General features: G+C 59.8%; 13 protein-coding genes and 1 pseudogene. All 14 read left to right on the top strand.

What is annotated here, in order from left to right; all coding sequences use genetic code 11:
* The first annotated feature begins 10 nt into the window (after positions 1 to 10).
* The 14 genes and pseudogenes from virB11 to QP457_RS13520 all read left to right on the top strand — a co-directional run bounded on the left by virB11 (position 11) and on the right by QP457_RS13520 (position 12,797).
* Positions 11 to 1,054, top strand: a complete 1,044-nt coding sequence (gene virB11, locus QP457_RS13580) for a P-type DNA transfer ATPase VirB11 (protein WP_180167411.1) — start codon at positions 11 to 13, stop codon at positions 1,052 to 1,054.
* Between the two features lie 15 nt (positions 1,055 to 1,069).
* Positions 1,070 to 1,534, top strand: a pseudogene (locus QP457_RS21605) (lytic transglycosylase domain-containing protein); the annotation flags it as partial.
* A 568-nt stretch (positions 1,535 to 2,102) separates the two neighbouring features.
* A complete protein-coding gene (locus QP457_RS13570; RefSeq protein WP_205405876.1) occupies positions 2,103 to 2,507 on the top strand; it encodes a TrbC/VirB2 family protein in 405 nt (134 codons plus the stop codon).
* The gene (locus tag QP457_RS13565; RefSeq protein ID WP_025878714.1) at positions 2,500 to 2,808 is read left to right on the top strand and encodes a VirB3 family type IV secretion system protein; all 309 of its coding nucleotides are present in this window, start codon (positions 2,500 to 2,502) and stop codon (positions 2,806 to 2,808) included. Before QP457_RS13570 ends, QP457_RS13565 begins: the two co-directional genes overlap by 8 nt.
* A gap of 76 nt (positions 2,809 to 2,884) precedes the next feature.
* Entirely contained in the window at positions 2,885 to 5,329 is a 2,445-nt protein-coding gene (locus tag QP457_RS13560) for a VirB4 family type IV secretion/conjugal transfer ATPase (protein ID WP_025878713.1), read from the top strand.
* On the top strand, positions 5,326 to 6,150 hold the full coding sequence (locus tag QP457_RS13555; protein ID WP_240196636.1) for a hypothetical protein: 825 nt from the start codon (positions 5,326 to 5,328) through the stop codon (positions 6,148 to 6,150). Before QP457_RS13560 ends, QP457_RS13555 begins: the two co-directional genes overlap by 4 nt.
* 64 nt (positions 6,151 to 6,214) lie before the next feature.
* Positions 6,215 to 7,351 carry a type IV secretion system protein gene (locus QP457_RS13550; RefSeq protein WP_205405996.1) on the top strand — a complete coding sequence of 379 codons (1,137 nt, stop codon included), beginning with the start codon at positions 6,215 to 6,217 and terminating at the stop codon, positions 7,349 to 7,351.
* 36 nt (positions 7,352 to 7,387) lie between these two features.
* The gene (locus tag QP457_RS13545) at positions 7,388 to 7,927 is read left to right on the top strand and encodes a DUF4189 domain-containing protein (RefSeq protein ID WP_205405875.1); all 540 of its coding nucleotides are present in this window, start codon (positions 7,388 to 7,390) and stop codon (positions 7,925 to 7,927) included.
* A 171-nt stretch (positions 7,928 to 8,098) separates the two neighbouring features.
* Positions 8,099 to 8,239: a hypothetical protein gene (locus tag QP457_RS21600; protein WP_338126716.1), complete on the top strand. Its 141-nt coding sequence runs from the start codon at positions 8,099 to 8,101 to the stop codon at positions 8,237 to 8,239.
* 134 nt (positions 8,240 to 8,373) lie between these two features.
* Positions 8,374 to 8,694: a hypothetical protein gene (locus QP457_RS21595; protein WP_338126715.1), complete on the top strand. Its 321-nt coding sequence runs from the start codon at positions 8,374 to 8,376 to the stop codon at positions 8,692 to 8,694.
* 6 nt (positions 8,695 to 8,700) lie between these two features.
* Positions 8,701 to 9,249 (top strand): DUF4189 domain-containing protein, encoded by a 549-nt coding sequence (locus QP457_RS13535; protein WP_338126714.1) that lies wholly within the window; start codon positions 8,701 to 8,703, stop codon positions 9,247 to 9,249.
* A gap of 563 nt (positions 9,250 to 9,812) precedes the next feature.
* Positions 9,813 to 10,349 (top strand): DUF4189 domain-containing protein, encoded by a 537-nt coding sequence (locus QP457_RS21590; RefSeq protein WP_338126713.1) that lies wholly within the window; start codon positions 9,813 to 9,815, stop codon positions 10,347 to 10,349.
* 953 nt (positions 10,350 to 11,302) lie between these two features.
* Entirely contained in the window at positions 11,303 to 11,770 is a 468-nt protein-coding gene (locus QP457_RS13525) for a DUF4189 domain-containing protein (protein WP_205405873.1), read from the top strand.
* Positions 11,754 to 12,797: a DUF4189 domain-containing protein gene (locus QP457_RS13520; protein ID WP_205405872.1), complete on the top strand. Its 1,044-nt coding sequence runs from the start codon at positions 11,754 to 11,756 to the stop codon at positions 12,795 to 12,797. The genes QP457_RS13525 and QP457_RS13520 overlap by 17 nt, the downstream gene beginning before the upstream one ends.
* Positions 12,798 to 12,843: the final 46 nt, after the last annotated feature.

Below are 12,843 nucleotides of genomic sequence, written 5' to 3'. Positions count from 1 at the left end.
CCATACGACCATGGACGCCGAAGTGTCACCCCTCGCCCTCGTCTCCAGCGATTTCCTGCGCTATCAGTATGAAGTGCTGGGCATCGCCGAGTACATGAATTCGCCCGAAGTGACGGAAATCTGCATCAACCGTCCGGGTGAGCTGTACCTGGAGACGCGGTCAGGGTGGCAGCGCATGGACGTGCCGAGTCTGACGTTCGAGCGGGCGCGGCAGTTCTGCACCGCGGTTGTCAACGAGAGCAACACGGGCCAGCGCATCACCGATGCCGATCCGGTGGTGTCGCTCACCTTCCCAACCGGGCAGCGCGCGCAGTTCGTGATCCCGCCGGCATGTGATGCCGGCAAGGTTTCGATCACCATTCGTTTGCCGTCAAAGCACACCAAATCGCTTGCGCAGTACCACGAGGATGGTTTCTTCAACCAGATTCTCGAGCAGGATGGCAGCGTCAGTGAGCAGGACCGCGAGCTGCTGGAACTGCGCCATTCCCGCGAGTACGCCGAGTTTTTCCGTCGCGCGGTGATGTATCGCAAGAACATCGTCGTCTCTGGCGCGACCGGTAGCGGCAAGACCACCTTCATGAAGGCGCTGGTCAACCACATTCCGGACAGCGAGCGTCTGGTCACGATCGAGGACGCGCGCGAGCTGTTCCTGACCCAGCCCAATGTGGTGCACCTGCTGTACTCGAAAGGCGGGCAGAGCGCCAGCAACGTCACGGCCAAGAGCTGCATGGAAGCCTGTCTGCGCATGAAGCCCGAGCGCATCATCCTGGCCGAGCTGCGTGGCGATGAAGCGTTCTACTTCATCCGCAACTGCGCCTCGGGTCACCCCGGTTCGATCACCAGCTGCCACGCCGGCAGCCCGGAGCAGACGTGGGACCAGTTGGCGCTGATGGTGAAAGCGTCAACCGAGGGCTCAGGTCTGGAATTCAACGTCATCAAGCGTCTACTGATGATGACCATCGACATCGTCGTGCATATCAAGGCGCATGCAGGTGCGCGCTATATCACCGGTATCGATTTCAATCCTGGGCGCGCCCAGGGGCAGGAGGCTTGAGCAATGTTGCCAGGACTGGAAATGATGGCGTGCCCAGAGATGGCCGTCTCGATGGACGTGATGCAGCACGTCATCAACGTTGAATCGTCTCGTAATCCTTACGCCATCGGTGTGGTTGGTGGGGCGCTGGTACGCCAGCCCAAGGCGCTGGATGAGGCCTTGGCCACCGTGCGCATGCTCGAGGAGAAGGGCTACAACTTCTCCATCGGGCTGGCCCAGGTCAATCGCTACAATCTTGGCAAGTATGGTCTGGACTCCTATGAGAAGGCGTTCCAGCAGTGTCCGAACCTGCAGGCCGGCTCTCGCATTCTTGCAGAGTGCTACAAGCGCTCGGGTAAGGACTGGGGCAAGTCCTTCAGTTGCTACTACTCGGGCAACTTTGAAACGGGTTTCCGCCACGGCTACGTGCAGAAGGTCTTTGATTCGATGCGCCGTGGGCAGCAGGTGGCCAGCAATGGCGCGCTACCCATCGACGTGGTTGGCCGTGGCGAACGTCGTAGCGTCAAGGTGGAGCATCATCCGCAGTTGGCCTCGCCAGCGCAGGCGCGCATCGTTGCCCAGGCCAATGGCCCAGTCTATGTGCCCTCCAATGATCCGGCGCGTGCTTACACCGTCTATCCGTCCACTGGGGCGATGGCGCGCGGCAGTCTGGTCAACCTCGCCGACCAGGCGCTGTCGCGGGTTGTGCTCGGCTCGGTTGACCGCATGATGCAGCCGCAGGTGCAGCCGGAGAGCGGCTACCCGCAGCAGCAGGGCTACCCGCAGCAGACCGCTGCAGCACAGGCGGGCCAACCGCCGATGATGCCGCAGCAGCTGCCCGGCGCGATCGCCGGCGGTGGCGAAAGTCCGGTCATGCTGCAGCCATGGGGCGCGCAGGGCGCGCCCGCCGCAGCGTCCGGCAACATGTACAACGCGCCGGCGCAACAGATGCCAGTGCAACAGATTCCCGCAGGGGATGCGGCCTTCGTGTTCTGACGAAGTCGTGGTGCGGCCAGTCCCCCGGCTGGTCGATTCAGTTGTGTTAGTCCATCAACAAGGAAATCAATCCATGAAGCGATCCAATCTCGATCTCGTCCAGGCTCAGCGCACGCTGAAGACCCTGCTGATGGCCACCGTTTTTGCTGGTGCAGTGTTCGCTCCGCAGGTGTTTGCTGCCGGCCCCACCGACTTCGGCGGCACCGACGAGAAGGTCTGCGGCTTCTTCAATAACATCAATGGCCTGCTGAACATCGCCTCGATCGCCGTGGTGACGATTGCCGTGATCTTCGCTGGCTATCAGATCGCCTTCGCCCACAAGCGCATCGCCGATGTCGCGCCGATCCTCATCGGTGGCGTGCTGATCGGTGCTGCCGGCCAGATCGCACGGATGCTGCTGGGTGAAGGCAGTGACGGCAACTGCTCGGGCAGCTCGGCGGCCGTCATCAACAACGTACTGCAGTACTACAGTGCATAAGAACGTCCTGTTCCGCGGCTGCACTCGCCCTGCGATGTTTCTGGGCGTTCCCTACCTGCCATTCTTCATGGTGGCAGGTGGGTTGCTGCTGTTGAGCGTCTACACCAACTTCTGGTTCCTGCTCGCCATTCCAGTCGCGATTTTCATCATGCGACAGATGGCCAAGCGGGATGAGCTGATTTTCCGCCTGCTGGGCCTGCGTCTACTCTTCAAGTTCAAGGCGCGCAACCTGCAGGACCACGATGGAATGTGGGTGTTCAGCCCGAACCACTACCGGAAGAAGGCCGCCCGTACGGATTGACGGGCATCGGCAGGCGGGTGCCCGCTCCCGCCTGCCCACTTTGCAGTTCCTTGGCGCACTTTTTGGAAGCAGTCGCATGTTCTCTCCAGATACCTCCATCAGCGAGTTCGTTCCTCTCTCGTCACACGTGGCACCGAACGTGGTCAAAACCACGGGCGGGGACTATCTGTTGACGTGGTACCTGGAAGGCCTGCCGTTCGTCGGTCGCGAGGAATGGGAGCTGGAGCACCGTCACAATACCTTCAACCGCCTGTTGCAGACCCTGCGCGCACCAGATTTCGTCAATGTCGCCTTCTGGGTGCACGACATCCGTCGCCGCCGCACGCTCAAGGGGGGGAGTCGCTACAACCAGCGCTTCAACCAGGACGTGTCCGATCAGTACATGGGCATGCTGTCATCGCAGCGCATCATGCAGAACGAGCTTTACCTGACGATGATCTATCGTCCGGTCGTGGCCGGTAAGCGCTTCGTCGAGAAATCGGCCAGCATCGAGAAGCTGCAGGGGGAACAGGATCAGGCGGTGGAAAAGCTGCTTGAGCTGGCCGGCAACGTTGAAGCAGTCATCCGCGACTATGCGCCGTACCGCCTGGGCATGTATGAAGCCAAGAATGGTGTCGTCTTCTCCGAAACGCTGGAGCTGTTCGGCTACCTGATCAACCGGGTCGACGAGCCGGTGCCGGTGCTGTCCGCCCCGGTGAAGGACTATCTTCCGATCAGTCGTCATATGTTTTCGGCGAAGACCGGTGACTTCGTCATCAATACTCCAAATGGCGTCAATCACTTTGGCGCCATCCTCAATATCAAAGAGTATGCGGAGGGCACATATCCCGGCATCCTTAATGGCCTGAAGTACCTGGACTACGAATACGTCATCACCCATTCATTCAGTCCGATGGGTCGGCAAGATGCGCTGAAGGTGCTGGATCGCACCAAGGGCATGATGATTTCGTCCGGTGACAAGGCCGTCAGTCAGATCGCCGAGCTCGACTACGCGATGGATCAGCTGTCGTCGGGCAACTTCGTGCTGGGTGAGTATCATTTCATCATGGCCGTGTACGGTGACAGTCAGGCCAAGCTGTCTCAGAACGTCGCCACGACGCGCGCTGAATTGTCCAACGCCGGTTTCGTGTCGACCAAGGAAGATCTGGCTGTCACCTCGTCGTTCTATTCGCAGATTCCGGCCAACTGGCGCTTCCGTACGCGCCTGGCCAACGTCAGCTCGCTGAACTTCCTGGGTCTGTCGCCGCTGCACAATTTCGCCACCGGCAAACAGCACAACAACCCGTGGGGCGATTGCGTCACCACTCTGCAGACCACCAACGGTCAGCCGTACTATTTCAATTTTCATGCGACCCACCCGTCGGAAAATTCGCTGGGCGAGAAGGCGATCGCCAATACCATGGTGATTGGTAAGTCCGGTACCGGTAAGACGGCATTGATCAACTTCCTGCTCAGCCAGGTACAGAAGTACGAGCCTTCGCCGACCATTTTCTTCTTCGACAAGGATCGCGGTGCTGAGATTTTCGTGCGCGCCTGCGGCGGCAACTACTTGGCCCTGGAGAACGGTGCGCCGACCGGCTTCAATCCTTTCCAGTGCGAAAACAACGAAAGTAACGTGCAGTTCCTGGCTGACCTGATCAAGGTGCTGGCCGGCAAGCGCGAGTACAGCGCCCGCGAGGAAGAGGACATCTACCGCGCGGTGGAGAGCATGCTCGACACGCCGATGCACCTGCGCAGCATGACCAATTTCCAGAAGAGCCTGCCCAACATGGGCGATGACGGCCTTTACGCGCGCATGCGCCGCTGGACGTCGGGAAATTCGCTGGGTTGGGTGTTCGACAACCCGGTCGATACCGTGGACTTGAGCAAGGCCAACATCATCGGTTTCGACTACACCGACATCATCGACAATCCTGAAGTGCGCGTGCCGGTCATCAACTACCTGCTGCACCGCCTGGAGTCGCTGATCGATGGTCGCCCGCTGATCTACGTGATGGACGAGTTCTGGAAGATCCTGGACGGCGAAGGTGGCCTGAAGGAGTTCGCCAAGAACAAGCAGAAGACCATCCGTAAGCAGAACGGCCTCGGCATCTTCGCGACGCAGAGCCCGGAAGATGCGTTGAAGAGCGATATCTCCGCAGCGCTGATCGAGCAGACCGCGACGCTGATCCTGCTGCCCAACCCGAACGCCAGCAAGAGCGACTACATGGACGGCCTGAAGCTGACCGAGGCCGAGTTCAAGGTGGTCACTGCGCTGGACGAACGCTCGCGATGCTTCCTGGTCAAACAGGGTCACGCGTCCAGCGTGTGTCAGCTCAACCTGCGCGGCATGGATGACATCCTGTCGGTCATTTCCGCATCGACCGATAACATCGAGGTCATGCATCGCGTGCTGCAGACCGCTGCAGTGCGTGCACGGGTCACCGTCGACGAGCTGACCCCGGACCAGTGGCTGGACACCTTCTACAAGAATCGAAAGGGCTCGGGAAAGCGGGCCGATAAGGACGAGGAGGCGGCATGAAGACCATCACCGATCTGCACAAGGAAACTGCCATGGCAAATGAAACCCGACAGAACGCGCCGCGTCGCCGGCGCTTGGCGCCGATCTTTGCCGCCATGCTGACCTTGGGTACGACGTTCAGTACCGGAACCCATCAGGCGCAGGCAATGACTGTCTACGATCCTGCGAACTGGATCATGAACTTCCTGCAGGAATACAAGTCCGCTGGTGAGTACCTCACTGAGGCCGGGCGCTGGTCGGAAACCGCCGGGCAGTACATGAAGACGGTGGACAACTGGATCTCCAGGCTGCAGAACTGGTACCAGATCATCGCTTCACCCCTGATGCCGCCCACGCCCGTGCTTACCCGGATTCCCGAGACCTGGAACGTTGCCGAGAAATGCGGCGGTGGTTCGATGGTCAGCCAGGAAGGCCTGATGTCGTTGCTGGGTGTCAGCCCGGGTGGTGACATCGGTGCGCAGCAGCGCTCCATCTGTGCCTACATCCAGGTACTCGAGAACAAGAAGTACAACGAAACCGTCGACGTTGTGACCAAGTCGATGCCTGCCATGGAACAGATGCTGGGGCAGCTTCGGAACATCCGCAACGCGTTCCGCAACGAGGGTGCCTTGCAGGAGGATATTTCCAACAATACTGCCAGCCAGCTTGCGATGGACAAGGCGTTCAAGGAATGGGAAACCAAGATCAAGGTGTACGACCAGCAGATTGCCGCCCTGCAGGGGCGCCAGCGCAACCTTACCGAGCGCGCACTGAAAGGCGAGAGCAACCCGCTTGGCACCGTGATCAAGGCTGCCGCGCTGAAAACCGCTCTCTCCAAGTGAACCACGTGCGTAAAGCACTCCAGCAGGGCCCCCATGCGGGGCGGGTGATGTGATGAGTCAGGGAATGATGCAGGGCATGGTGATCGGGGATCTGCTGCACGGAACGCTGTTCGCCTCAGTGGGCGATTTTGTGTTCTTCAAGCTGATCCTGGAGTACCTGCGAGAGGAGATCGCCAACTTCGGCGAAGGCGTGCTCGGTCGCATGATGACCTGGGTGGGCTCGATCGCCTTGGTGCTGATGACGCTGTGGGTGCTGATCCAGGGCTTCCGCATCGTGACCGGGCGCAGCCGCGATTCGATGGCAGCGCTGGCCACGAACATGGCGCGCGCGGCGCTCATCGTCACCGTTGCCACGTCGATGGCGATGTTCGGCAAGGATCTGCAGTCCTTCCTGACCCAGGACGTCCAGGACGAGATCACCTATGTGGTGACCGGCAAGGATGACACGGCCGAAGAGCTGATCGATCGCAACCTTGGCTACATGCAGCTGGCGCTGACATCGGTAAGCGTGCTGGATGTGGCGGGCGACGTCACCCTGGACAGCGCGAAGACGCGTGCGATGTGGTTCATCGGTCTGGGCACGGGCGGTCCTGCAGTCACTGCCGGTGCCATGTTGCTGCTGTACCAGGTCGCGATGGCCATGTTCATCGGCTTTGGCCCACTGTTCATCCTGTGCCTGCTGTTCGAGCAGACCAAATCGCTGTTCCAGCGCTGGTTGTTCTATGGAATCGGTACCATGTTCTCGATGGCGGTGCTGGCAGCAATGACCGGTATTGCCATGGAAATGGTCGCCCGCGTCGCTGCTTCGTTCTGGGGTGCGTCCGCGTTGGGCGCGCTGTTGAGTACCAACCTGACCGAAGGCATGAGCAGCATGGCGCTGCAGCAGGGCGGCATGGGGTTGATCCTCACGACGCTGATTCTGACTGCGCCCCCAATGGCCGCGATGTTCTTCCAGGGTACGCTGGGTACCTTCATGGCATATTCGCAGATAGGCGGTAGTGCTGGGTCGGCTTCGCCTGGCCCGCAGGGTCAGCCGCCGGGCTCGCACGGTGGTGGTGGTGGTGGTGGTGCGTACATGCCTCCGCAGCATTCGGTGAACAGGGCCGATAGTGCTACCGCGCAGGTTGCCATGCCAAAGATCAACGATGCTGCGCCCGCCTCTCCTGGCCAAAGAGGCAATGCTGTACCCAATGGCTCTTGATTGACCGTGCCGCTCGAGATTTGAAGAGGGTTTCTTATGATTAGTTTGCGGTCCATACGCCTTTGCACTCTTGGATTCGCTTTCTTGGGGGCGCATGTCGCCTACGCGGAAGGCGGCTGTCCCCCCGGCTCGTATCCTATCGGGGGCCAGGGTGTGCAAGGTTGCGCCCCGATTCCAGGTGCAGGGGGCGGAGTTTCGCAGCAGAGCCCGTCGCCGCCCCCAAGACCTTTGGGTGAATGGATACGAACCTGGGGCGGCGTCGCTGTATCCCCGACTACGTCAGACGCCGGTGTTTCAACCGGCCAGCTTTCGAAGAAGGCTGCTGAGCGCGATGCCATGGCAAAGTGTGCAGGTAGCGGAGCACGAGACTGCAAGGTAAGCGTTACCTACTTTAATCAATGTATGTCTTGGGTAGTGCCCAGCGGCCGCACAGGGAACGGCAGGTCTGGAATTGGTACCGGCCCAACGCTCGAGCGCGCGGGGGAAATGGCGCAGGGAATCTGTCAGAATGATCAGCCAGGGGCATGCACTGTGATTCACGAGAACTGCACGGAGCAGATCTTTAAGAAGTACTAGCCGATCTTTAGTTGCGGTGTGGGTCTGGTCCTTGCGAGGGTATATCCACTCGTTCGGAAGTGACGAGGATCTCTAGTCGAAATGCCATGGTTTGACGTTGGTTGAGCTGGCCATTCGACCGAGAGTCTGGAAGTGCCCTCGCCGAGGACGCTCAGGAAGAGATGGCCTGAGGTGGAGACTGGCAAGGATGACAGGGCCGAAGAGCTGTTCGACCGCAATCTGGGCTACATGCAGTTGGCGCTGATGTTGGTGAGAGTGCTGGACGTGGCCGGCGACGTCAGCCGGGAGAGCGCGAAGACGCGTGCGATTTAGTTCATCGGCCTGGGTGCAGGTGCCCCTGAGGTCACTGCCGGTGCCATGTTGCTGCTGTACCAGGTCGCGATGGCCATGTTCATTGGCTTCGGTCCCTGTTCATTCTGTGCCTGCTGTCTGAACAGGCCAAGTCTTTGTTCCAGCGCCGGTTGTTCTATGGCATTGGCACCATGTTCTCGATGGCTGTGCTGGCAGCCATGACGGGTATTACCATGCAAATGGTTGCTCGCGTTGCCGCCTCGTTCTGTGGTGCTGCCGCCTTGGGCGCGCTGCCAAGCACCAACCTGACCGAAGGCATGAGCAGCATGGCGCTGCAGCAGGTCGGCATGGGGTTGATCCTCACGACGCTGATTTTGACTGCGCCCCCAATGGCCGCGATGTTCTTCCAGGGTACGTTGGGCACCTTCATGGCATATTCGCAGATAGGCGGTAGTGCTGGGACCGGTTCTTGTTAAGGGGCTATGGCAATGAAGTGGAGTCTGACAGGAGCAATATTTCTCGTTGCCTTTGGGCTGGTTGGAGGTGTCCACTCCGCTCTCGCAGAAGGAAATTGTCCTCCCGGCATGTATCCAATTGGCGGGCAGGGCGTTCAGGGGTGCGCGCCGATTCCTGGTGCCGCTGGAGCCTCCACGAGTCCGTCCACGCCAGCACCAGCACGCCCGCTTGGAGAATGGGTGAAAACCTGGGGTGCGATCGCCGTCTCAAAGGCGACTTCCGACGCCGGTGTTTCAACTGGGTTGAGATCCAAGCGCTCCGCTGAGAAAGAGGCCCTGTCTAAGTGCAGCATGAGCGGAGCTCGTGATTGCTCGATAAACATGACGTATTTCAATCAGTGCGTCTCATGGGCAATTCCAAGTGGTCGTTCTGGGGGAGGACAGTCTGGTATAGGAGCGGGGCCCACGCCCGAGGCTGCACTAGAGACCGCACGATCGTTGTGCAAGAACGATCGGCAGGGAGCCTGTGAAGAAGTGTATGCGGATTGTACGAAACCCGTATTTGATCGCCACTGAATTTTGTCGAGTAAGATTGATGATGCTTGAACAACGAATGATAAGGCCGATATTTTGAAGTTACTTTTTTGATAGTGCCTGCATTATGATCTGAACAAAAATTCAGGTGGTAATGACTCGTGCTGCGATGAAGGTGGTAGCGCGCATGGCTGCTTAGTCGTGGCCCGTGCCCGGGTTGAGTGCGCGGCCGTGTCCAATCCGACCGAGGGCATACTGCATAACGCTGCGGTACGGGGCATGAATTCATGACCACGCAGATTCTACTGCGCCCGGATGGCCGCGATGTTGTTCTAGGGTGCCTTGGGTACCTTCATGGCATATTCGCAGATAGGCGGTAGTGCCGGGGCTGCTTCGCCTGGCCCGCAGGGTCAGCCGCCGGGCTCGCAGGGTGGTGGTGGTGGCGGTGGTTTCACGCCGCCGATGCCTACGGCAACTCAGGGAACCCCTGTCTCGCACGGTACCCAGGGCACCAGCCGTATTGCCGGCCAAGACACTTCGGGCATGGTAGTTCCCCAGACTGGTAAGCGTGGTGCAGCATCTTCGGATTGAGAAGGCGGAATAGTATGAGCTCGAAAGGTATACAAGCCCTTTGCATGGGGGGGATGGTTCTTGTTTCTGTATGGCCATTCCACGCTGTCGCTGAAGGTGGCTGTCCGCCTGGCATGTACCCCATCGGTGGGCAAGGGGTGCAGGGTTGCGCGCCAATCCCTGGCGCTAGTGGAGCGAGCTCTCAACAGTTGCCCGCACCTCCCCCGCGACCAACTGGGCGATGGCATAAGACGTGGGGAGCCATGGCCATCGGGCGAGGTGGAGATACCGGGGTTTCGAAGGGGAAGGACTCAAAAAGAGAAGCCGAGAAGGTGGCGCTTGCCCAGTGCGCAACTTGGGGGGGCGATGACTGCAAGGTCATGCTTGCCTACGAGAATCAATGCGCCGCAATAGCCACCCCCAAAGCATCCAACACCGGTTCATCGTTTGCAGGTGGTCCAACCGTACAGAGCGCGTCCGACACCGCAATGAATTCCTGTACTAAAGAGGGAGGCTTGCAGTGTGAGGTTGTCTATTCTGACTGTAGTGAGCCCCGATTCGAGAGTTTCTGACAGGAATGCTTGACGCAGCGGGCTGCGGGCAAAGGGGCAAATTCGGTCAGGCCTCGGGCAGTAGAAAAAACGGAGTGTAGCGGTGGATGTCCCCCGGGCATGTATGCTATCGGGGGGCAGGGTGTGTAAGGCTGCGCCCCGATTCCAGGTGCAGGGGCGGAGTTTCGCAGCAGAGCCCGTCGCCGCCCCCGAGACCTTTGGGTGAATAGATAAGAACCTGGGGCGGCGTCGCTGCACCCCCGACTACGTCAGACGCGGGTGTTCCAACCGGCCAGCTTTCGAAGAAGGCTGCTGAGCGCGATGCCATGGCAAAGTGTGCAGTGGGCAGACTTTGGAGCGCGCCGAGAGCCTGGCTCAAGGAATTTGTGAGAACGATAAACCGTGTGCCTGCGAAGCAGTCTATAGCGACTGCACGGCGCCTTTGTTTAAAAAGTACTGAGGTTCCAGAAAGAGCCGTTTCGCTCGCAGCCCGTCGCGAGATCATTCTTGCCGGAATTGAACGGGCAGCGTCCTGGAAGGCACTGCTGGCTCACATCTCCCACGTTATCCTTGCTCGGGCCGCGAGGGCCATCGCTCTGCGAGACGGGCGCAATGCCGGGCATTCCTCTTCGGCAGTATTGGTATGCGTTGAGCGTCTGGGATGAAAAGAAGGTTGGAAAAGATTGCGTTAATGGGACTCTTAGTCTGGTTTAGCGCGTTGGATGCGATTCCGGACGAGGCAACGATCCTCAATAATGTTGCTGGCTCCGAGGGGGGCATCTGCACATCCGCATAAGCGAGCTGCTGGGTTTCTGGGCAGCAAGCAGGGCTCAGCCCCTTTTGCGCTTGGCTTCTCCCCCCCCTCTGATTCACTGTAGGAAAGTTCCGATACTACAGTTCTGTTTCGAGCTTTATTGTAATCGTCTTGGTGGCGCAAGATCTGCGCCCGATCTGGCGATGAATGGAGAATGGACATGCAGAAGCGCATGAAGCACGTGGGATGTGGGCTGGCAGCCGTGCTGCTCGTAAGCGGCGGGGCGATCGCGCAGCAGAATTCTGGCCTGGAGGGGTTGCCGCCTCCCGGAACCATGACCGCACAGATTCCCGAAGGCAGGGAAATGTATATCGGCATGGCGGTGAGCGATGCCAAGCAGCAGGTCGTAACCGCGGTAGGTGGTTCGGAGGTCGAGGCCAAACTGATGGCGCGACGCGACTGCGGCAAGAAATGGGGCGGATGCGAAGATCTTATTACATTCCCGATCCGTCACCACTGCATGGTGATCGCCAGCGACGCAGACTCCCGGCCCAATGTCCGAGCCACTTTCGTGGAAGCAGGTGATGGCCGCACGGTGAAAGCCGGCGAACTGAGCCGCAAGGCGATGGATCGTTGCCAGGCTTCGGGTGCGGAGAAGTGCGGGGTGCAAAGTGAATACTGCTTCTGACCGTTGCTTGCGCTGGTCGTCTGCTGTCCTGCTCACGGCTGCCGTGTTGCCGGCGATGGCGCAGAATGGTCGTCAGGCGCAGATGCAGCAGCACGCGCAGAACGTCAACAATTACGTGCAGTGGCAGCAGAGCCAGCAAGCCAGCAGCTATGTGTACACCGAAGAAGACTATATCGCCGACCAGATTGCGCGGAACATCGCTGCAGCCCGCAACGCGCAGCTGAGGAAGGACGCCAAGCGCGACTGGTGGGGGTCGCTGGCGGTCAACACTGAAGATGGGTCGTGGTACGTTCATCTGAACGATGAGACAAGCGACGATGCACTGACCAACGCCATGAAGCAGTGCAAGGGCGTCTGCTATCCGATTGTCACCTTTGCCAACACGTGCGTGGCCCCGGCGTATAGCGAGCACGGCGGAATGTACCTGGGCCATGGCGCCAGCAAGCAGGAGGCTGCGGCCGGAGCCGGCAGCGCTTGTGCCGCGGTGGGTGGTGGCGATTGCAAGAGTCCGCCAGAGCAGGCTTTCTGCACTGGCTGGAAGTACGGCTACAAGGCGGCCGAGCGCTTCATTCAACGCGTTTCACTGAACGTTCTGGGCAAGGTTGCGGATCCGAAGTTTCAGCCGTTTCCTGGGGCCACGGAGTTCATCGCAAAGCCACTCGACAAGCGAGGCGCGTCCACGGGAACCGCAAAGGATGGCCGCATGGTGGCCAACATGGCCCAGTCTTGGAGCGCGATCGCTGCAGGCAGTGCGCCCAAGGCCTACGCGATCCATATGGGGTTGAACGAGCGTGATGCACGTGACACCGCAGTCAGCCAGTGCAGGGCAGGTGACTGCAAAGTGGTGGCTGCGTTCACGCTCGGCCAGTGCGCCGCAGTGGTCCGTGCCCGCAGTAGAGGGGGGGACAGTGTGCAGACTTATTCTGGTGTGGCCAAGACGCTGCCAGAAGCGGAGGAAAAGGCAGTGGGAGCATGTATCGACGCCGACGCGAAAGCCTGTCCTCTGGTGTTCAACAATTGCATGTGACGCCGCATGCCACGGGGCGCAGGGCCGTCCGCGGCCTTCTTGCTTC

Origin of the sequence: Stenotrophomonas sp. As-7 (assembly GCF_030291015.1) — a bacterium.
Taxonomy (GTDB): domain Bacteria; phylum Pseudomonadota; class Gammaproteobacteria; order Xanthomonadales; family Xanthomonadaceae; genus Stenotrophomonas; species Stenotrophomonas lactitubi.
Note: the sequence above shows the minus strand (reverse complement) of the source record. Positions and strands in the feature narration are given on the sequence as shown.

Bases quoted from the DNA above. Each gene is read 5' to 3' on its own strand.
- virB11 (WP_180167411.1), top strand. From the start codon at position 11: ATGGACGCCGAAGTGTCACCCCTCGCCCTCGTCTCCAGCGATTTCCTG.
- QP457_RS13570 (WP_205405876.1), top strand. From the start codon at position 2,103: ATGAAGCGATCCAATCTCGATCTCGTCCAGGCTCAGCGCACGCTGAAG.
- QP457_RS13560 (WP_025878713.1), top strand. From the start codon at position 2,885: ATGTTCTCTCCAGATACCTCCATCAGCGAGTTCGTTCCTCTCTCGTCA.
- QP457_RS13555 (WP_240196636.1), top strand. From the start codon at position 5,326: ATGAAGACCATCACCGATCTGCACAAGGAAACTGCCATGGCAAATGAA.
- QP457_RS13550 (WP_205405996.1), top strand. From the start codon at position 6,215: ATGATGCAGGGCATGGTGATCGGGGATCTGCTGCACGGAACGCTGTTC.
- QP457_RS13545 (WP_205405875.1), top strand. From the start codon at position 7,388: ATGATTAGTTTGCGGTCCATACGCCTTTGCACTCTTGGATTCGCTTTC.
- QP457_RS13535 (WP_338126714.1), top strand. From the start codon at position 8,701: ATGGCAATGAAGTGGAGTCTGACAGGAGCAATATTTCTCGTTGCCTTT.
- QP457_RS21590 (WP_338126713.1), top strand. From the start codon at position 9,813: ATGAGCTCGAAAGGTATACAAGCCCTTTGCATGGGGGGGATGGTTCTT.
- QP457_RS13525 (WP_205405873.1), top strand. From the start codon at position 11,303: ATGCAGAAGCGCATGAAGCACGTGGGATGTGGGCTGGCAGCCGTGCTG.